Genomic DNA, 19,686 nt, shown 5'->3' on the forward strand with positions numbered 1-19,686 from the left:
AGAGCGGCGAGAGCGGCGTGGGTGGGGGCAACGAGGATCATGACTTTCATTAGGAGAACGAGGATGATATCTACATTAATCGTGCGGTTTGCCGCAGTCGTCGCACTTGGTGCGGCTGCTGTCGCGACTCCCGCATTCGCGGAGAAAGTACTTCGTGTCGGTATGACGGCGAGCGACGTGCCGCTTACTACCGGTCAACCGAGCCAAGGCACTGAGGGTCTCCGCTTCATGGGCGTCACCGTTTACGACGGGCTTGTGAATTGGGACCTGTCCAGCTACGACAAGGCCGCGGTCTTGAGGCCGGGACTGGCGGAAAGCTGGTCCGTCAGCGAAACCGACAAAACGCTCTGGAACTTCAAGTTGCGCAAAGGCGTGAAATTCCATGACGGCTCGGAGTTCAACGCGGACGCCGTGGTCTGGAACTTCGCCAAGCTGATGAAGCGTGATGCGCCGCAGTTCGATCAAGCTCAATCGACCCAGGGCTCGCAGTACTACGGCACCATCGAGAGCTGGTCGAAGATAGACGACTACACCGTCCAGATCAAAACCAAGAAGCCCGACGCCGTCCTGCCATACAACCTCGCAAACATCTACTTCTCGAGTCCTAAACGCTGGGAGGAGCTGGGTAGAGACTGGAACAAATTTGCGTATCAGCCATCCGGTACCGGGCCCTGGATGCTGCAGAAGCTTGTACCTCGCGAGCGTGCTGAGCTGGTCCGCAACCCGAACTACTGGGATCCGAAGCGTATTCCTAAGTCCGATCGGTTGGTGCTTATGCCAATGCCCGATGCCAATACCCGCGTTGCAGCTCTGCTGTCAGGTCAGATTGACTGGATCGAGGCTCCACCACCTGACGCCTCGTCGCGCCTGATGCAGGCCGGGATGCAGATCGTCACGAACAAGTACCCGCATATCTGGGCCTATCAGATTAGCTTGATGGAGGACTCGCCCTTCAAGGACGTTCGTGTGCGTAAGGCGGCAAATCTTGCCATTGACCGCGAAGGAATGGCGAAGCTTCTGAGGTTCGCTGTACCGGCGAGAGGCATGATAACGCCGGGACACCCGTGGTTCGGCAAGCCAAACTTCGAAATCAAGTACGATCCCGACGCGGCTATCAAGCTGTTGGCGGAAGCGGGCTACAGTACCAAGAATCCCGCGAAGATCAAAGTCGTGATCGCACCTTCCGGCTCGGGCCAGATGCAGCCCCTCCAGATGAACGAATTGATTAAGGAGAACTTCAAGCGCGTTGGCATCAACATGGAGTTCGAGGTCCTGGATTGGGAGGCACTCCGCGGACGTCGTCGTGCTGGAGCCTGGGCGCCCGAGAACAAAGGGCGGCAAGGCGTCAATAACAGCTGGGCGTTCTGGGATCCCGACATTGGATTAATCAAGACGGCGGCCTCCTTCGAGCCGGTGCCAACGGGTTATAACTGGGGTCGGTTCAACGATGCCAAGGCGGATGAGTTGGCAACCAAGGCCAAAAATGCGTTCGATCCAAAAGAGCAGAACAAAATCTTAGCGGAGCTTCACTCTCACATAGTAGATCAAGCGATGTGGATTTGGGTGGTGCATGACCTCAACCCGCGAGCCATGTCGCCAAAAGTGAAGGGTTTTGTACAAGCGCAGAGCTGGCTTCAGGACCTGACGCCGGTTGATATGCAATGAGGTGCAGCCGTAACCCGACAGGATCATCCCATAAAGATCGAAATGATCCGACCGAAGCGGTTGACGGCACTGAGGAGCCAGCATGCTGATCTATCTTCTGCGACGCGTACTCTACACGATCCCGATTGCCATTGGGGTTTCCATCGTCTGCTTTGCGCTTATCCACTTGGCCCCGGGTGATCCTTTGAGTGCGGTCATGCCCGAGGGCGCCAGTCCGCAAGTCATTGCCGAGCTCACGGTGGCCTACGGTTTTGATAAGTCTGTGCCCGAGCAGTATCTGACGTGGCTTGGCCGCGTCCTGACTGGCGACTTCGGCGTATCGATCATGACGCACCGGCCGGTGCTTAGCGAGGTTGGTCCTGCTGTCGTCAATACGCTGACGTTGGCGGTTGCCGCGGCCTTCATCGGCCTTTTCGTTGGCCTCCTACTAGGCCTCATCGCTGGCTTTACGAGCGGCACATATGTGGACCGCAGCGTCACGGCTCTTGCCGTGACTGGCGTAAGCATTCCGCACTACTGGCTCGGCATGGTCTTGATTGTGATCTTCGCGGTCAATCTCGGTGTCCTGCCGGCCATGGGCATGGGCATAAAGGGCTCTACCATGTTCGCTGCGGATTGGGAGAGCCTGCGCCATCTCATTCTCCCTGCCATCGCTCTGTCCGTGATACCGGCCGGAATCATCGCCCGCTCGGTGCGCAGCACGGTCGCTGAGGTGCGCAAGCAGGACTTCGTGCAGACGCTCTATGCGAAGGGACTTCCTCCACAACGGATATTCATCCATGTCATCAAGAATGCAGCACCCACGGTGCTCGCCATTATGGGCCTCCAGCTTGCTCAGCTTTTGGGCGGCTCCATCCTGGTCGAGACAGTGTTTTCGTGGCCGGGCACCGGCTTCCTGTTGAATACGGCAATCTTCACGCGCGACCTGCCCATCCTGCAAGGCACGGTCCTCGTGCTATCGATGTTCTTTGTTTTTATCAATCTGATCGTCGACCTTGTGCAGACCGTATTCGATCCGCGCATCAAGCGAACCTAAAGTGAGCCGAAATCACATGACCACATCAACCACACTTGATGAACCCCGCGTGGCCTCAAAAGTCGGCAAGCGGCCTAGCTCACGTAGCTTCTGGCAGACGGTGGGCCGCCGCCTTTCGCGCGATCCGGTCACTATTGTTTGCGCGTCCATTCTTCTTTTCATTGTTTTGGCGGCGATTTTTGCACCCCTGATCGCTCCCCATGATCCTTATACGACTAGCATGACACACCGCCTTCTGCCGGTCGGCGAACACCGTCATTGGCTTGGCACGGATGAGCTTGGGCGCGATCTTCTGACGCGTTTGATCTATGGCGGACGCATGTCGTTATTCATGGGCTTCATGCCGGTCGTTCTCGCGACCATCATTGGTGGCATGCTAGGCATCATCGCTGGCTATGCAGGTGGAGCCATCAACATGGCGATCATGCGCGTGATCGATGTCTTCTACGCGTTTCCGTCAGTCTTGCTTGCTGTCGCGATTTCGGGCGTACTCGGGGCCGGCATTGTCAACAGTCTCGTTTCTCTGACACTGGTCTTTATTCCGCCGGTCGCGCGTGTCGCGGAGAGCGTGACCACCCAGATACGCAATCAGGACTATATCGAGGCAGCGCGTGCTACTGGCGCTGCAAGTTGGCGCATCATATTCGGGCATGTTTTGAGCAACGTGATGGGGCCAATTCTCATTTATGCTTCAAGCCTCATCAGTGTGTCTATCGTCATCGGTTCCGGCTTGAGCTTCCTGGGTCTCGGCGTTGTGCCCCCCGAGGCCGAGTGGGGTTTGATGTTGAACACATTGAGGCAGTCGATATACGTCGCACCTCTCAATGCTGTGCTTCCAGGCATCATGATATTTCTGGCCTCCATGTGCTCGAACCTGATTAGCGATGGGTTACGTGCCGCAATGGACGTCAAGGTGTGAGGCGGGAAGCATGACCACACAAACCTCCTTCAAATCATCGGCAAAAATGAAGCTCGAAACAATCAATGTAGATTCATGTAATCGCGGTGGCGCGGAACAGCCAATACTTGTGGTGCGGGACCTCAAGAAACACTTCCCCATTAAAGGTGGGCTGCTCGGTCGCACGCTCGCTCACGTCAAGGCAGTGGACGGAATTTCTTTCGACGTGAGGAAGGGCGAGACACTGGGAATCGTCGGAGAGTCGGGATGCGGAAAGTCGACGGCTGCGCGGCTTTTGATCCGTCTGATAGAGCCCGATTCAGGCACGATCACTCTCGAAAACGGACCGGTGTCGCCGGGCGTTGAGCTCAGCGTGCGCGAGCTGCGCCGCCAGATTCAGATGGTGTTCCAGGATAGCTACGCTTCGCTCAATCCGCGCTTGACAAACGAGGACTCCATCACCTTCGGGCTCAAGGCAAACGGCGTTCCCAGACTCGAGGCAATCAAGCGCGCGCACAGCATGATGCGCATGGTTGGACTCGTGCCGGAGATGTTTTCCCAACGCTATCCGCATGAACTGTCGGGTGGCCAGCGTCAGCGGGTCAACATCGCCCGTGCGCTTGCTCTCGGTCCCCGCGTTTTGATTCTCGATGAAGCCGTGTCTGCACTCGACAAGTCGGTGGAGGCGCAAGTTCTCAATCTGCTGCAGGACCTCAAGGAGCGCCTGAACCTGACGTATATCTTCATTTCCCATGACCTTAACGTGGTGCAGTACATCAGCGATCGGGTGCTCGTGATGTATCTCGGAAAGGCCATCGAAATCGGTCCGGTCGATCGTATCTATAACTCGCCCCTGCATCCCTATACGCGTGGCCTACTGTCCTCCCGGCTGTCGATGGACTCGCGCAAGCGCGTTTCGACGGCCCCGCTGTCCGGGGATCCGCCAAACCCAATCGATCCGCCATCAGGCTGCCGGTTTCGTACGCGCTGTCCTATCGCGGAAAAGTTGTGTGCGGAACGCGAGCCACAGTTTTCGAGTTCAAGCGCCGATCACACGGTCGCATGCCATGCGCACAGTCCGGGCTCTGGCCATAGTTTGGCTAAAGCTACTTTATGAACGAAGAGAAACTATGCAGGAGCACACTGTGAGAATGACTAGCGAAATCGCGGAGACCTCTCCGTTGGTGGATGTCGAGGGGCTGACCGTGCGGTTCGTGTCGCGCGATCTGAATATCTCGGTTGTAAACGACGTGAGCTTCAAACTTCAGCAGGGGCAGGTGCTCTGCCTGCTCGGCGAGTCCGGGTCGGGAAAGAGCGTGACTATGCGGGCGTTGATGCGCCTTTTTCCACCGACGGCCCGAATCGGAGGACGGATCATCATCGATGGCATCGATATTCTGAGCCTTCCGAAGGCTGAGCTGCGCAAAGTGCGCGGTCGGCTCATTTCAATGGTGTTTCAGGAGCCGATGACGGCGCTCGATCCTGTCTTCACGATAGGTAGTCAGATCGCCGAGTCCGTGTCGTATCACGACGGCGTTTCTTCCCGTGAAGGCTACAAACGCGCACTCGAGCTGCTCGAGCTTGTACAGGTACCATCGGCAAAGCGGCGACTTGACGCCTATCCGCATGAGTTGTCTGGCGGGCTGCGTCAGCGCGCTATGATTGCGCTCGCCCTCGCTTGCCGACCCAAGCTTCTCCTTGCCGACGAGCCAACGACGGCTCTCGATGCTACCGTGCAGATTCAGATTCTCCTCCTGTTGCGGGAACTGCAGAGCGAGCTCGGCATGGCCACTATTTTTGTGACGCACGATCTCGGCGTTGCGTGTGAGGTTGCGGACAATGTCGCGGTCATGTATGCAGGGCGTTTCGTGGAGTCTGGGCCCGTTGCCGACGTGATGGATGCGCCCAAGCACCCCTACACAGAGGGATTGCTGCGTTCAACAGTGCATGCCGGTACGAGAGGCCGGCGTCTCGATCCCATACCGGGATCTCCGCCAGACCTCGCCGAGCTGCCGCTCGGATGCGCGTTCGCGCCGCGATGTCCCTATGTGCAGCCGGCGTGTATGGAGGTGCCGCCACCAAACTTCAATCTGGGGGGATCTCACATGGCGCGATGCATTCGCCTGAGCTCTGAAATTCGGTCCACCGGATTGTCCGGCGCTCTTGTTGACTGAAATTGCTTTCGAGTCAAACACACCTTCTTGGCGCGGTGCGTTTCACACAGACAATAAATCCGTGGTCAACGCGGCTCCAAGGCTCCAGCTACTCGGGATTTATGTCCAATTTTTTTTGGACCAGGATCCCCTGTAGCCCGCGCGGCTCAAGCAAGCGCCCAGGGCGGCCCGAATCCGGGCCGGCGTTTTATTTATCTTTGGCGGCTACGACATCGTTTCCAGTGGAATATTGAGCTGCACCCGGCGCCGCAACCATTGGCTGGGTCGATAGCGAGGGTCGCCTGTCAGGTTGAAAATCTCCTGCATGAGTTGCAGGAGACGGGATGGGCCCAACAACTGTCCCCATTCAAAAGGACCCTTGGGATAGCCCAAAGCTGTTTTGACCGCCAGATCGATGTCCTTAGGCGCAGCTATGTGTTGTTGGGCCATTTCGCAAGCCAGATGCACGATCATTCCAACCACCCGCTGGGCCACATAACCGGCAGAGTCCGAAATCCAGTAGGGCTTTAGGTTGACTGATCTTGCCAAAGCTGAAGCAGCGTCAACGGTTTCCTGAGAGGTGCCGGCGCTCCGCATGAAAGTCAACGCGGAATCCGAGAAGAACAGCCCGTCGACGGCAATGGTGTTCGCTGCCTTCAGACCGGAACGCTGAACCGTCGACGCAATGTCCGAACCAATGGGAGCGACGATACAGACGTCCGCGGAAATGGCATCTGTCGCCCGTGCCAGACCCGTGCGGGTAAGCAATTGGCGCAGAGGTTCTGGCACCGCACTCCCGCCATCTCCAAAAAACACTTTAAGTGGTTTCTCCGGGTCCATCGACGTTTGGGTGTTGACGTCAGCCGAGATGGTGTTTCTCGGGTAGGCGTAAAAGCCGCGGCCTGACTTTCGGCCGAGCAACTTGCCCTCAAGGCGAACCCGCGTGATGCTGGAGGGCCGGTAGCGGGGGTCCTCATAGTATTGGCGATAGATGGACTCCATCACCGGATGGGAAACGTCCAAACCGGTCAGATCGAGAAGTTCGAAGGGGCCCATACGGAAGCCGGCGGTATCTCGAAGGATGCCGTCAATGGTCTCGAAATCAGCGACGTGCTCGCCAGTCAACTGCAAGGCTTCGGTAACATATGCGCGTCCGGCATGGTTCACGACAAATCCTGGTGTGTCGGCGGTGACTATTGCTTTGAAACCAATTTTTTGGGAAACCATCCGGAGCAGGTCAACGACGCTGGCATTCGTCTCCAATGCTTGCACAATCTCTACCAGGCGCATTCTCGGGACGGGGTTAAAAAAGTGGAACCCAATGACGCGAGATGGATGTTGACAAGACGCGGCAATAGACGTGACGCTCAAAGACGACGTGTTGGTCGCCAGAATGGTCTTATCGTGAACTCGCTTCTCGAGCTCCAAAAATAGTGATCGTTTGGCGTTGATGTCTTCATGAATTGCTTCGATCACCAGGGTCGACTGGCCGATCGGTCCGGCGCTTGCGGATGCCGCAATGTTTCGAATGGCGGCATCTGCAAGGTCGTCGCTCAATCGCCCCTTTTTTACTTCTTCACTGATTGATTTTGTCAAGTTTTCTATCGCCCGGTCCACTGCTGCCGGTTCAATATCAAACAGTTCGACAGGGTAGCCTGCCACCGCAAATACCTGCGCTATTCCTTGCCCCATAACACCGGTGCCGGCAATAAAAACCCGCTCAATGGTGTATTCACTATTAGTTGTCATTTATTGTTGATTCCTTGTTGGTTGTCCTCGCGAATCGGTGCGTGCCGATCCATCATCTGGCGGCGCAATGTTTCGCATCTTTGAGTGGAGACTGAGCGGCCCCAATGTCGGAAAACAGGGCGCTTGGGTGTGTGTCTTGCCTTCTGTCGTCGTCTCGAACCGCTATGTATCCGGATAGGTACGGGCGCAACTAATGTGCCACATGGAAACCAGTGCTGCCGATCGACGGCAGCTGCTTTTCAGCATGCTCGATGTGATCTTTTGGAGAACATGTTGTAGTCGCGGCCGACATATAAATCCATGCCGGATCCTGCGTTGATGCTGTTCCGTCGGTTTTATTGTCTGAATAAGTTCGGGAAAAAGTTTTCGTTATTGGGAGAGCTGAGGCGGCAATGAGCCGACATCGGTGTTGAGAATTCCTGGCGCCGGCATTGACCGCCGCAGGCTGCCTATGTTCGAGTCATGTCAGAGAGAAAATGCTTGGCCTACCAGGCCGTGGAGAATGACCTATGCATCTTCCATTTCGGCCAGGCGTTTGTACAAATATGACCGCGAAATTCCGAGTTCAGCTGCAACTCGCTGTTTATTGCCGCCAAACTTTGACATCGCGCGCCGGATTAAAGTGCCCTCAAGGTCATGGACGGCATCTTTCACTGATCCGCCAACTTTTGGTTCCGAGACGCTGTTGAGTGGCGTGGATTGCAGGGAGTTCTGTTGGACGTGACCGGAACTCGGACCTAATCCGAAGTCCGGGATTTCAATGAAGTCTCCGCTGGTGAAGATCGCTCCACGCTCAACGGTGTGAATAAGTTGACGTACGTTGCCGGGCCAGGATTGGTCCTGCAGGTATTCAATTGTGGCTGGCGATATTTTCTTCGGCGCGGCGCCGTGGCGAGTCGCAAAGGCTTGCAGTGCGCTTTCCACGAGGAGAGGAATGTCCTCAAGACGGTCTCGCAGCGGTGGCAGGTGAAGAGTTACCACGCTGATCCGGTAGTACAGATCGAGTCTGAACTGGTTGTCCGAAATCATGCCCTGGAAGTCCCGGTTGCTGGCGGATACCAGGCGGAAGCTGGAAGATCTTCCTTTTTCTCCGCCAACACGCTCGAACATCCCGTCCTGCAAAACGCGAAGTAATTTCACCTGGATTTCAAGCGGCATGTCGCCAATTTCGTCGAAGAACAGTGTGCTCTCGTCGGCCATCTCGAATTTTCCTCTGCGGCCCTTTCGTTCAGCGCCGGTGAACGCACCTGCTTCGTAACCAAACAATTCGCTTTCCACCAATGTTGCGGGCAGGGCTGCCGCATTGACAAGAACCATTGGCTTTTCCCGCCTCATGCTTAGCAAATGAATGGCGTGCGCAACAAGTTCCTTCCCGGTGCCACTCTCACCGACCAGAAGAACGGGCACGTCAAGAGGCGCCACTTTAATGATTTCTTCTTTTAATCTGCGAATGGCTGGGCTATTGCCGACGATTTGGTCCAGGCCGTGCGTTTTGTTTCGCAGGCTGGATAGTTCCCGCTTGTAGAACGCAACCTCTGAGCGAAGACGAGTGAGTTCTGCGCTCATCGACTGCAGATGCTCCGGTCCGCGAAACATGATTTGTCCAATGGCCCCAACGACACGACCATCGGGATTGTGGATAGGGACTCGAGTGACGACGCGGGTATGGCCTCGCATTTCTTGCAGGACGCCAATTTCCGCCTTGCCGGTTTTGGCGACTTCATGCAGGCGCGTGTTCTCAATAACGTCCGTAACGTGCTTGCCGATCCCTTCGCCGGCGCCCAGACCGAAAAATCTTCGGTGGATAGGGCTGAGATAACGAACGATGCCGTCCGCATCAACCACAGTCATGGCTTCGTATGGGTTCGTGAGCAAATGCTCAAGAATGTCGTACGCAAATGGCACTGTGGCTACAAAGTCGAAGAGTGCGTGCCCAGCACCTTGCCCGACACTCATGAAAACGCAGCCGCCTTCGCCCTTGATGGGTATGACTGTCAGGTCCTGGCCGGATGCCTTGACGGAAAGCACGCTCCGCTCCTGCGCGTCCATACCCCGGCGCCAACGTTGGATCACTGCCGTGGCAGTTGCTGCATGCTCGAAAACGCCAGTCGCGAAAATGATGCGCGCTACCGTATCCACAACAAGAATGCTGAGATAGTCGTGTTCTGCTTCGTTGGTCATGCTGTCTCTTTCTTCCGCGAAGTGTAGTTCTCAATCCCGAACTGTGTATTTGGTGAATACACTGACATGTCAAAGATCGTGGTGATTTTCGCGATGCTTCCGCGTCATTCTTCCAGAACTTACCATGTACTACAGCGTTTGAGGTCATCCCCACAACACAGTTTTTTGGCTGGCATAAGTATTGCTGCCATGAGACGGAAAACGAATGGGACAAAATGACATCAAGCAGCCATCTACCGGTAAAAGCCCCATCAAGCGGCCTTAAATTCCTGGCCGGGGTAAAGGTCTTGGATTTGACAACTTCTGTAGCTGGACCTTATGCGACACAGCTCCTGGCGGATCTTGGCGCGGTTGTGGTCAAGGTTGAACGTCCGGAGGGTGGCGACGACGCGAGAGCCTGGGGTCCACCATTCCTGGATGGTGAGTCCCTGTGGTTTTTGGCGGTAAACAGAAACAAGCTCAGCGTTACCTTGGACTATGCAAGTGAAGAGGGAGCGGAAGTGCTTCGCGATTTCGTTCGAGTGGCGGATGTTGCCATCGTCAATCAGGTCGAACGTACTCAGCGCAAGCTCGGCATAGATTGTGAGTCCCTCACGGCCCTTCGCCCGGGTCTGATCCATGCGTCCATCACCGGTTTTGGCCTGACTGGGCCGCGCAGCGATTTGCCTTGTTACGACCTTATCGCCGAGGGTTATTCCGGGGTAATGGATTTGACGGGGGATGCCGACTCTGGACCGCAAAAGGTGGGTAGTCCAGCCGCTGATCTTTTGGCGGGCCAGGACGCCGCTTTGGGGATCCTGGCAGCGCTTCATCGGCGGCAGAAGACCGGGCAGGGCTGCAAAGTGGACGTGGCTCTTGTGGACAGCATGACCCGATTCATGGCGCCGCGAATCATTCCATATCTTGGCTCCGGGGAGCTTCCCCAAAGATCCGGCGGACGTGACAGCGTGATTGCCATTTACCAAACGTTCGGCACTGCCGATGAGCCGTTGACGCTTGGACTTGGGAACGACCGCATCTGGGCGCGATTTTGGGAGTGCGTCGGCGACTCCCAATACGGTAAAGATCCTAGGTTTTCAAGCAATGCATTGAGGCGTGCGCATCGCCCGGAGATAGTGGCGCACATACAAATCATTCTGTCTGCCAGATCGCGACGCGATTGGATGGATATCTTTTCGAGGGCGCGGATTCCGGCGGGGCCCATTTACCGTATAGACGAGTTGACGCGAGATTCCATGTTGATTGAGCGAGGGTTGTTCTACAGGACGGTGGGCGATGGCAGGAGTGTTCCGCAAGTTGGCCTGGGGATCAGGTTTGATGGCGAGACGGAAGCATGCAACCGACCGCCGCCTACTCTCGGCCAAGATAACGAACAGGTATTCCGGGACTGGCTGGGTCGGCCAATAGGTGAAATCTCGCGCCGCAAAAAAACCACAATTAGTGCATAGTTCATTCAATATAGGAGATGTCAAGATGACTCAGAAATACCGGGAAATCACATACGCCGAGGATGGCTCGATTGGTACCATTACGCTGAACCGCCCGGAAGACGGAAACATGTTCACCGTCCAGATGTGTCACGAAATCCGTGATTGCATCAATGAAATCAGGCGTGAAACACGCACTCGAGTCATTGTGTTGACCGGTGCGGGCGAAAAATTCTTTTGCATTGGCGGCCGCAAGGAGGGGATGGAGGACACGATTCTCTACGCCGGCGTTTTGCCAGTGCTGGATATGTACGAGAGCATTGATCATCTGCAGAAGCCGGTCATTGCGGCTGTCAATGGGTTTGCAGTGGGGGGCGGCAATGTCCTACAGATGGTCTGCGACCTGACCATAGCCAAAGAAAGCGCCATATTCCGTCAAGTCGGACCCATGATGGGAAGCTTCGACGCTGGCTATGGCACCTGGTACCTCGAAGACCTGGTGGGGAAAAAGCGCGCCAAGGACATCTGGTATCGCAATCCAAAGATGACGGCGAATGATGCCTTGAACATTGGATTGGTTAACAAGGTCGTACCTGACGCCGAATTTTCCGCGGCCACGCGCGAATACGCGCTTGAGGTGGCGGATCGTGGTGCTTTTGCGCTCGCGTCGATCAAGGCTGCGTTTGGCGCGCGCCACGGCGGTGTGTCGGGCATGTCTCGCATGTCTCACGATCTGCTGCTGCGTGGCTATCTCGACACCGATGAATCAAAAGAACTGTCCAAATCGATGTCGGAAAAGCGCAAGCCGGATCCATCCAAATTTGGTCATTGAGGCGAATGAGATCCGGCTATGCAAAATTTGCTGACATTGCACAATCCACAGACGGCGCGTGACTACTACCTGGAGGGGACCTGGTGCAACGAGACCATGTACCATCTTCTGCGCAGCAACGCAAAGACAAGAGGGCATCGCTTCGCTTTGCGCGACGCCAATAACCGGCTTACGTGGCAGCAGCTGCTCGAGTGGGTCGATCATGTCGCCGCGCATCTCCACTGGACTGGTCTTAGTGCTGGTGATCGTGTGGCAATCTGGCTGCCCAGCAGGGTTGAGTCGGTGGTGGTATTTCTTGCGTGCTCAAGAAATGGCTACGTATGCAATCCGTCTCTTCATCAAAATTACACTGTAAAAGAGATCGTCGGCCTGCTGGATCGAATCTCGTGCCGGGCGCTTTTTGCGCAGCATGGATATGGCGCGGATGCGGCTGAACACAACATTTTCGAGCAGGCCGCCCAATTGCCGACGATGCGGCAGATGTATGCCTTGGGAAAGGCGGCGGGCGCTGGTTCAGAACAGTATGAGGTCAAAGATTTCCCTGATCGCATTAGCACTGTCATCGCTCCTCCGCCCAACACCAATCCGGACAAGATCGTCTATCTGGCGTTCACCTCGGGCACTACTGGCACGCCCAAGGGTGTGATGCATAGCGATAACACCCTTCTTGCCAACGGGCGTGCGATGGTGCAGGACTGGGGTCATGATGAAGAAACGGTTCTTCTGACATTGAGCCCGCTCAGTCATCATATTGGCACCGTGGCCCTGGAGCAATCACTGGTGGCAGGTTGTGAGCTCGTGATTAATGATCCTTCGGTGAGTACCCCACCTATCCAGTGGATTGAGAATACCGGTGCGACCTATGTGATGGGGGTTCCAACCCACGCGATGGACCTCCTGGCCACGATGAAATCGGCGCGCATGGAAACCTTGGGCAAGGTCAAGATTTTTTACATGGCTGGATCACCTATCCCTCAAGAGACTGCAGAGCAATTCATGCGCCTGGGCGTCACGCCGCAGAATGTCTATGGCATGACTGAGAACGGATCGCACCAATACACTTTGCCGACGGATAACACCGCAACAATCACTTCCACGTGCGGCAAGGCTTGCCGCGGCTACGAAATCAAGTTGTGGAACCCCGAGCGTCCAGATGAAGAGGTGGCCGCCGGAGAGGTGGGCGAAATTGGCGGGCACGGCGCGGTGCTGATGCTTGGGTATTTCAACAATCAGGCTGCTACAGAAGGCTCATTCAATGCCAGCGGATGGTTCTTGAGCGGCGACTTGGGCCAATTCGATAGTGACGGCAATGTGCGAATCGTTGGCCGCAAGAAAGATCTCATCATTCGCGGCGGACACAACATTCATCCGGCAAACATTGAAGGACTTGCGCATCGCCACCCGGCTGTCGGAAAGGCTGCAGCTTTCGCGGTGCCGGATGACAGATTGGGTGAGCGAGTCTGTCTTGCTGTCGTGACGTCCGCGGCCTCTACTATCGACGGCATGGAAATGCTGGAGCATCTGGCCGCCTCCGGGCTGTCAAAGTTTGACATGCCTGAGTTTTTTGTAGTGCTAGACCAGTTTCCTCTCACGCCAAGTGGAAAAATTTTGAAACGCGAATTGATGGCGTGGGTTAAAGACGGCCGCCTCAAGCCATCACCAGTGCGATGGGTGCAGTCGAAAACTAAGGAGAAGGCGGTATGAGCATTGACCTTAAAGTGATCGACGAGTTTTCCGTTCTGACCATCAACCGGCCGGAAGCGTTGAACGCTCTGAGCTTTAAATTAATTGAAGAAATCAGCCAGGCGATCGACATAGCGGCCAAGTCGAAAACCAGGGCGCTGATCATTACCGGGGCTGGCGCCAAATCCTTTTGCGCCGGCGCAGATATTAAAGAGTTGCAAAACCGGAGCTTGCGGGATCAGAGGGAAGGAGCGGAGCTCGGGCAGTCGGTCTTCGCCAAGCTGGACAGTTTGCCAATCGCATCGATCGCGCTGGTCAATGGGTACGCGTTTGGCGGCGGCCTGGAGCTCGCGTTAGCCTGTTCCTTGAGGGTGGCGACTCCGAATGCCAGGTTTGGCCTGCCTGAAATCAAATTGGGTCTGATCCCCGGCTATGGCGGTACTCAGCGCTTGCCGCGGCTTGTCGGCCAGGCGCGCGCTTTGGACATGATCTTGACCGGCCGGCCGGTTGACGTCGGCGAGGCGCTGGCTATTGGCCTGATTAATCGGCAGGTCGAACTCCCCGGCATTGAGGCCGCCTTCGCTTATGGTCGTGAGTTCACAAGTTACGGGCTTCTCGCGCAGCAGTTCGCTCGTGAAGCAGTATTGCGATCGCACGCCAACTCCCTCTCGGAAGGCTTGCGAATCGAAGCCGATTTATCGACGCTTGCCTATCGTAGCGAAGACGCGATTGAGGGCATGCAAGCGTTTGTCGAAAAACGTTCTCCAATCTTTAAGGACCGATAGCCATGACGCAGAAGTGCATTGTTGTAACCGGCGCCAGCCGTGGAATTGGCGCCGCAATTGCCGGTCGATTGGCCAACGATGGATATGTCGTCGGCTGCTTGTCGCGGTCCGGAGAAGTACCGGATATCGGTGTTCAGAACGATGTCGTCCGCGAGCGCCTGGTCGGCGCCGTCTGCGATGTCACTGATCCGGAATCCTTTCGTCGCGCTTTTTCGTTTTTTGCCGACTGTGGTCACACCATCGCTGGTCTGGTAAATAACGCTGGCGTGCATCTGGAAGGACGCTCGCATGAATTTCCGATTGAAGACTGGCGAAAAGTCATGGAAACGAATGCGACCTCCGTCCTGGCCGGCTGCCAGGGCGTATTCCCTCACCTGGTGAAGGCCGGCGGCGGAGTCATCATCAATATTGGCTCGTTTTTCGACAAGCTCGGCGTTAAACAGAATCTTGCATATTGCGCTTCCAAGGCGGCGGTCGGTGCGATGACGAGGTGCTTGGCCGTCGAATGGGCGCAACATGGTGTGAAGGTGCTGGATGTGGCGCCTGGATACATCCAGACCGATTTGAATAAAGACGTTATGTCGAACGGGCCACTCCGCGCGTATTTGCAGAAGCGGATTCCGGGGGGTGAGCCAGGAACCGCGGACGATGTCGCCAAACTCGTGGCTGCGTTGTTCGGCATGGACGGCGGCTTTTTGACCGGCGAAACCATCTATATCGATGGTGCTCAGGGCATTGCCCATTAGATGGAAAACTGATGACTCTCTTTGACCGTATTGATGCCCGCTTGAATCTTCCTGAAGAAGAGCAATTGATTCTGGACACCGTCCGTTCCCTGTGCCGTGACCAGATTGCAGCGAAAGCGGAGCATGTAGACAAGACCTCGGAATTCCCGTGGGAGAACGTGCGCGCCATCAACGACATGGGTCTGAACGCCATGTTCATCCCGGAAGAGTACGGCGGCAGTCCGTTGTCCTACTCCTGTTATCTGGCATGCGTGCGAGAGATATCGGAGGCGTGCGCGTCCACCGGCATTATCTGGGCAACAAACTTCCACGCGATAAAACCCCTGATCGACTTTGGCAACGAAGAGCAGAAGTCCCGACTGCTTCCCACGATTGCCAACGGCGGGCTCGCGGCGTTGGTCATTACTGAAGCGACTGCCGGTTCAGACGCCACCGGCATGAAGACAACGTTCCGTCCGGAAGGAGATCAGATCCGTGTCGATGGCACCAAGATATTTATCACCAACGGAGATGTCGCCGATCAGTATTTGGTTTTCGGGAAATGGGCCGATATCGCCGATCCGAAGGGTGCAATTTCAGTGCTTGTTCTTGAAAAGGGAACGCCAGGATTGAAGGTCATCCGAACCGAAGACAAACTCGGGACCAGGGGCTCCAGCACGGCTGCTTTGGCATTTGACGGCTGCCTTGTGCCGAGAGCCAATCTAATCAGCGAACCGGGACAGGGACTCAAGATTCTTTTTGCTTCTTTGAACAAATCCCGTCCAAGCGTTTCCGCGCATGCTCTGGGCATCGCAAGAGCCGCATTTAAGGACTCGGTCGCCTATATCAATGAACGCAAGCAGTCCGGCCGAAAAATACTGGAGTTCCAGGGCATCCAGTTCATGGTTGCGGACCTAGCGGCCGAGCTGGCGTTGTGCGAGTCTTTCCTGTGGTCCGTTGCGGCGATGGTTGAACGCGGAGAGAAAGATTTTGGCGTCGAAGCGTCCATTCTCAAGCTGCGGTCCACCGATCTCGCGATGCGTATGGCCACGGATGCGGTGCAGTTGCTTGGGGGCTATGGTTATTGCAAGGACTACCGCGTGGAGCGTTTGATGCGGGATGCCAAGATTACGCAGATCTGGGAAGGGACGAACCAGGTACATCGCCAGCTTATTGGCCGAAGTTTCCTAGAGAAATAATGGATTGGAAAAGTGATGAAGAAAATTAAGACAGTCGGTATCGCAGGCGCCGGGACGATGGGGACCGGCATTGCCATCGTCGCCGCTCGAGCGGGATTCCGCACCATTGTGTTTGACGGGAAGCAAGCTGCTCTGGACGTATCACGAACGCAGGCTGAAGCTTTTCTCCGAAAATCGGTCGAGCGCGGAAAGCTTTCGACCGAACGCTTTACAACGATACTGGACCAATGGCATGGGACCAGTGTGCTGGCGGATCTGGCGGAATGTGACGTGGTCATTGAAGCGGTTTTCGAGAATCTGGAGGTTAAACACAAACTCTTCAGCGCATTGAACGAAATTTGCGACGCTGAAACCCTGTTTGCTTCAAATACCTCAACCATCTCCATCACGGAGATCGCCGGCGGTTCGGGCAGGGCTGACCGATTTGTTGGCATGCACTTTTGCCTGCCTGCTCAAATGATGAAGCTGGTAGAAATGTCTCCAGGCATCAATACGTCGCCAGAGTCGTTTGATAAAGCGTGGGAATTCTGCAAGGCGCTCGGCCAGACACCCGTCCGGACCCAGGACACGCCAGGTTTCATCCTCAACTATTTCCTAATTCCATTTAATAACGACGCTATCCGGCTGGTGGAGCAGGGCGTAGCCACGCCCGCCGACATTGACCTCGCGATTAAAACCGCGTTGGGCTATCCAATGGGGCCGATGGAGCTGCTTGACTTGGTGGGCTTGGATACGCAAAAACTGCTTTGTGAGGCGATGCACGGCTTGACAAACGAGCCCAGAGCCGCTTGTCCGCCCCTTGTCAAACGGATGATTGCCGCCGGTTATCTTGGGAAGAAGACTGGCCGCGGCTTCCATTCGTATGCAAATACAAAGACTTTTGGAGCATGAACGTGACGTACAAGGTGATTCAATCTGGCGTGAGCCGGTCCTTTCCGGTTGACAGCGATTTTCTCTCGGCGGCCAGGGAAGACGGCGAAAGTGCGATTGTGCTAGGGTTGAATGCAGGAAGCGCATTCACCAAACTCAAATCCCGCAGCTCTTATCACGTGGTTGCCATCGAGCTTGGGACAGAATGTCTCGGGGTTCACACGGGCGATGCTACTGGCGATGAGTATCCCAACGTTGTTGGCTTTGCCCGCTTCAGATTCGGTGACTGCGCGCCATCCAAACTCATAGAACTTGTCGTCCAGCCGACCACCAGCGCAGAGACGATACAGGCCGCAAAAGCGATTTTTGAAGCCGCCGGTTTGGTGGTGGCGGTGTGCAAGGACTTCCCCGGAAGGATCGTCGACAGGTTGGTAAGGCCCTATTACAACGCGGCGCTGCGTCGCCTCGATGAAGGACTTGCGAGCGCAAGCGATATGGATACCACTCTTAAACTGGGTCTCGGATATCCGGAGGGGCCAATTGCGTTGATGGAGCGCACGGGACTTGAACATCACTACGACGTGAGCTTGGCTTTGTTCTCCGCGTTGGGTGGAGAAGACTATCTGCCGGCGCGCCGGGCCCAGGTTGCCAAACAAAGGGCAATGCAAAAGCCATGAATCAGCAACCGCTTAAAGGTATTCGTGTGCTCGACTTCAGCACGCTGTTGCCCGGACCCATGTGCTCTCTACTTTTAACTGAAGCGGGGGCTGAGGTCATCAAGGTCGAGCGTCCGGGCCGCGGTGACGAAATGCGCAGCTATGCGCCGAAATTTGGAGGTGATTCTGTAAATTTTGCCCTGCTGAATCGCGGTAAACGCTCGATCACCCTGAATCTGAAGAACGAACTGGACCGGGATAGCGCGCTTCACCTGGTGATGGAATCCGACATTCTTATCGAGCAGTTTCGGCCGGGGGTGATGTCGAGACTTGGATTGGGTTACGAGGACATCAGTGCGCACAATCCGCGGATCATCTATTGTTCAATCTCCGGATATGGACAAACCGGGCCCATGACAGATGTCGCCGCGCACGATCTCAATTATCTGGCGGAATCGGGGATGCTGTCACTGTGCGCGGGATCCAATGGCGCGCCGGTGCTCCCGCCAGCGCTGATTGCCGATATCAGCGGCGGAGCCTACCCGGCCATGATGAATATCCTGCTTGCGTTGCGTCAGCGCGATTCGTCCGGGAGAGGCTGCTACCTTGATATATCGATGGCCGACAATTTGTTCCCGCTGATGTATTGGGCACTCGGGAACGGCTGGGCGGCAGGTCAATGGCCGTTGCTTGGCGGCGAGCTGGTGACCGGTGGAACGCCACGCTATCAAATTTATCGGACCAAAGACGGAAGATTTTTGGCGGCGGCTCCGCTGGAACAGAAGTTCTGGGAAAACTTTGTGGGCGCCCTGAACTCGCCAGAACTGCTTGACGATGCGAGCGATCCTCTTGGCGTTCGAGAAAAGATCGCCAGCATCATTTCGACGGCCACAGCCGCGGAATGGGCGCAACGTTTTTCTGGAATGGACGTCTGTGTGGCGGTGGTGAAAACGGTTCAAGAGGCCACAGAACACCCTCATTTCATTGAGCGAGGACTTTTCAAATCAGGCTTGAGCCACGACGGCCGACAGATGCCGGCATTGCCAACCCCCATAAACGTAGCCTTCAAGCGCGCCGGCGATCAGGACTCGCAACTGGGCTATCCCAAATTGGGCGAGGCGAACAGCGATTTTTTTGCCGCGACTGAATAAGCGCGCAGCGCGAGTCTCAGGTTGCCGGCTCGCGGCTGAAATCACCGTGCGGGCAGAAGCTTTTCCCCGCGTACCAGAGTCTGACTGAGATCGGCTCACGGATCGGACAGATGCAGACTTTGTGGGACGAGGTGGTGCTTAGTGGCGACGAGGGAGACTCTGCGTGGAGACCAACCGGAAACTGCATGGGTGACAACAGAGTTGCCATGAACATTATTTAGGGACGGTCCAGTTTGGTTGATGCTTATAGAAAACGCTGTCTCGCTTAATCGGACGCGTTCAGAAATGACGAGCCCCTTTGGAATCAAACTGCCCGCGCCCAGGCTAGTCTGAGGTGCCTTCGGCGAATACACAATCAGGTGCTTAACGTGAACGTGAACGTGAACGTGAACTCAACAAACTCTGGAGCCCTGAAATGAAGGTCTTGGTACCCGTCAAGCGTGTAGTCGACTACAACGTGAAAGTCCGCGTCAAATCGGACGGCACCGGCGTCGACATCGCCAACGTCAAGATGAGCATGAACCCGTTTGACGAGATTGCCGTCGAAGAGGCGACCCGCCTGAAGGAAAAGGGCGTCGTGACCGAAGTCATCGCCGTGAGCTGCGGCGTGCTGCAGTGCCAGGAAACCCTGCGCACCGCCATGGCGATCGGCGCCGACCGCGCCATCCTGGTCGAG

General features: G+C 55.9%; 17 protein-coding genes. 15 read left to right on the forward strand and 2 right to left on the reverse strand.

All coding sequences use genetic code 11. The features are described 5' to 3' along the window. The first annotated feature begins 63 nt into the window (after positions 1-63). From AC1DUR_RS24865 to AC1DUR_RS24885, 5 genes are all read left to right on the forward strand, one after another. On the forward strand, positions 64-1,665 hold the full coding sequence (locus tag AC1DUR_RS24865) for an ABC transporter substrate-binding protein (protein ID WP_477720860.1): 1,602 nt from the start codon (positions 64-66) through the stop codon (positions 1,663-1,665). An 82-nt stretch (positions 1,666-1,747) separates the two neighbouring features. Beyond that, complete coding sequence (locus tag AC1DUR_RS24870; protein ID WP_477720861.1) at positions 1,748-2,701, forward strand: ABC transporter permease; 954 nt, start codon at positions 1,748-1,750, stop codon at positions 2,699-2,701. 16 nt (positions 2,702-2,717) lie between these two features. Next, complete coding sequence (locus tag AC1DUR_RS24875) at positions 2,718-3,620, forward strand: ABC transporter permease (protein WP_477720862.1); 903 nt, start codon at positions 2,718-2,720, stop codon at positions 3,618-3,620. A gap of 46 nt (positions 3,621-3,666) precedes the next feature. Then, entirely contained in the window at positions 3,667-4,716 is a 1,050-nt protein-coding gene (locus AC1DUR_RS24880; RefSeq protein WP_477720876.1) for an ABC transporter ATP-binding protein, read from the forward strand. A 34-nt stretch (positions 4,717-4,750) separates the two neighbouring features. Further along, entirely contained in the window at positions 4,751-5,773 is a 1,023-nt protein-coding gene (locus AC1DUR_RS24885) for an ABC transporter ATP-binding protein (protein ID WP_477720863.1), read from the forward strand. Between the two features lie 204 nt (positions 5,774-5,977). Here the strand turns inward: AC1DUR_RS24885 and AC1DUR_RS24890 are convergent, their stop codons facing one another. Both AC1DUR_RS24890 and AC1DUR_RS24895 read right to left on the reverse strand, forming a co-directional pair. Then, a complete protein-coding gene (locus AC1DUR_RS24890) occupies positions 5,978-7,501 on the reverse strand; it encodes a 3-hydroxyacyl-CoA dehydrogenase (protein WP_477720864.1) in 1,524 nt (507 codons plus the stop codon). Positions 7,502-8,008: 507 nt separating this feature from the next. Beyond that, positions 8,009-9,682: a sigma-54 interaction domain-containing protein gene (locus AC1DUR_RS24895; RefSeq protein WP_477720865.1), complete on the reverse strand. Its 1,674-nt coding sequence runs from the start codon at positions 9,680-9,682 to the stop codon at positions 8,009-8,011. A gap of 215 nt (positions 9,683-9,897) precedes the next feature. Here AC1DUR_RS24895 and AC1DUR_RS24900 point away from each other — a divergent pair, with 215 nt between their 5' ends. From AC1DUR_RS24900 to AC1DUR_RS24945, 10 genes are all read left to right on the forward strand, one after another. Beyond that, positions 9,898-11,130 carry a CaiB/BaiF CoA transferase family protein gene (locus AC1DUR_RS24900; protein WP_477720866.1) on the forward strand — a complete coding sequence of 411 codons (1,233 nt, stop codon included), beginning with the start codon at positions 9,898-9,900 and terminating at the stop codon, positions 11,128-11,130. Positions 11,131-11,155: 25 nt separating this feature from the next. Beyond that, positions 11,156-11,941, forward strand: a complete 786-nt coding sequence (locus tag AC1DUR_RS24905; RefSeq protein WP_477720867.1) for an enoyl-CoA hydratase-related protein — start codon at positions 11,156-11,158, stop codon at positions 11,939-11,941. Between the two features lie 18 nt (positions 11,942-11,959). Beyond that, the gene (locus AC1DUR_RS24910; RefSeq protein WP_477720868.1) at positions 11,960-13,645 is read left to right on the forward strand and encodes a class I adenylate-forming enzyme family protein; all 1,686 of its coding nucleotides are present in this window, start codon (positions 11,960-11,962) and stop codon (positions 13,643-13,645) included. Then, positions 13,642-14,409 carry an enoyl-CoA hydratase/isomerase family protein gene (locus AC1DUR_RS24915; RefSeq protein ID WP_477720869.1) on the forward strand — a complete coding sequence of 256 codons (768 nt, stop codon included), beginning with the start codon at positions 13,642-13,644 and terminating at the stop codon, positions 14,407-14,409. Before AC1DUR_RS24910 ends, AC1DUR_RS24915 begins: the two co-directional genes overlap by 4 nt. A 2-nt stretch (positions 14,410-14,411) precedes the next feature. After that, a complete protein-coding gene (locus AC1DUR_RS24920) occupies positions 14,412-15,155 on the forward strand; it encodes an SDR family NAD(P)-dependent oxidoreductase (RefSeq protein ID WP_477720870.1) in 744 nt (247 codons plus the stop codon). 11 nt (positions 15,156-15,166) lie between these two features. Beyond that, a complete protein-coding gene (locus AC1DUR_RS24925; protein WP_477720871.1) occupies positions 15,167-16,333 on the forward strand; it encodes an acyl-CoA dehydrogenase family protein in 1,167 nt (388 codons plus the stop codon). Positions 16,334-16,348: 15 nt separating this feature from the next. After that, positions 16,349-17,224, forward strand: a complete 876-nt coding sequence (locus AC1DUR_RS24930; RefSeq protein WP_477720872.1) for a 3-hydroxyacyl-CoA dehydrogenase family protein — start codon at positions 16,349-16,351, stop codon at positions 17,222-17,224. Further along, positions 17,221-17,880 carry a 3-hydroxyacyl-CoA dehydrogenase family protein gene (locus AC1DUR_RS24935; protein WP_477720873.1) on the forward strand — a complete coding sequence of 220 codons (660 nt, stop codon included), beginning with the start codon at positions 17,221-17,223 and terminating at the stop codon, positions 17,878-17,880. The genes AC1DUR_RS24930 and AC1DUR_RS24935 overlap by 4 nt, the downstream gene beginning before the upstream one ends. Further along, positions 17,877-19,010, forward strand: coding sequence for a CaiB/BaiF CoA transferase family protein (locus AC1DUR_RS24940; RefSeq protein WP_477720874.1), 1,134 nt, complete (start codon positions 17,877-17,879; stop codon positions 19,008-19,010). Before AC1DUR_RS24935 ends, AC1DUR_RS24940 begins: the two co-directional genes overlap by 4 nt. A 415-nt stretch (positions 19,011-19,425) precedes the next feature. Then, on the forward strand, positions 19,426-19,686 hold a 261-nt coding region (locus AC1DUR_RS24945), incomplete at its 3' end, for an electron transfer flavoprotein subunit beta/FixA family protein (RefSeq protein WP_477722301.1).

It is taken from the genome of Polaromonas sp. P4_F4 (genome assembly GCF_056401355.1).

Coding starts and splice junctions, on each gene's coding strand:
- AC1DUR_RS24890 (WP_477720864.1), bottom strand. CDS start 7,501: ATGACAACTAATAGTGAATACACCATTGAGCGGGTTTTTATTGCCGGC.
- AC1DUR_RS24895 (WP_477720865.1), bottom strand. CDS start 9,682: ATGACCAACGAAGCAGAACACGACTATCTCAGCATTCTTGTTGTGGAT.
- AC1DUR_RS24940 (WP_477720874.1), top strand. CDS start 17,877: ATGAATCAGCAACCGCTTAAAGGTATTCGTGTGCTCGACTTCAGCACG.
- AC1DUR_RS24930 (WP_477720872.1), top strand. CDS start 16,349: ATGAAGAAAATTAAGACAGTCGGTATCGCAGGCGCCGGGACGATGGGG.
- AC1DUR_RS24880 (WP_477720876.1), top strand. CDS start 3,667: ATGAAGCTCGAAACAATCAATGTAGATTCATGTAATCGCGGTGGCGCG.
- AC1DUR_RS24900 (WP_477720866.1), top strand. CDS start 9,898: ATGACATCAAGCAGCCATCTACCGGTAAAAGCCCCATCAAGCGGCCTT.
- AC1DUR_RS24865 (WP_477720860.1), top strand. CDS start 64: ATGATATCTACATTAATCGTGCGGTTTGCCGCAGTCGTCGCACTTGGT.
- AC1DUR_RS24910 (WP_477720868.1), top strand. CDS start 11,960: ATGCAAAATTTGCTGACATTGCACAATCCACAGACGGCGCGTGACTAC.
- AC1DUR_RS24925 (WP_477720871.1), top strand. CDS start 15,167: ATGACTCTCTTTGACCGTATTGATGCCCGCTTGAATCTTCCTGAAGAA.
- AC1DUR_RS24885 (WP_477720863.1), top strand. CDS start 4,751: ATGACTAGCGAAATCGCGGAGACCTCTCCGTTGGTGGATGTCGAGGGG.
- AC1DUR_RS24915 (WP_477720869.1), top strand. CDS start 13,642: ATGAGCATTGACCTTAAAGTGATCGACGAGTTTTCCGTTCTGACCATC.
- AC1DUR_RS24870 (WP_477720861.1), top strand. CDS start 1,748: ATGCTGATCTATCTTCTGCGACGCGTACTCTACACGATCCCGATTGCC.
- AC1DUR_RS24920 (WP_477720870.1), top strand. CDS start 14,412: ATGACGCAGAAGTGCATTGTTGTAACCGGCGCCAGCCGTGGAATTGGC.
- AC1DUR_RS24905 (WP_477720867.1), top strand. CDS start 11,156: ATGACTCAGAAATACCGGGAAATCACATACGCCGAGGATGGCTCGATT.
- AC1DUR_RS24935 (WP_477720873.1), top strand. CDS start 17,221: ATGAACGTGACGTACAAGGTGATTCAATCTGGCGTGAGCCGGTCCTTT.
- AC1DUR_RS24875 (WP_477720862.1), top strand. CDS start 2,718: ATGACCACATCAACCACACTTGATGAACCCCGCGTGGCCTCAAAAGTC.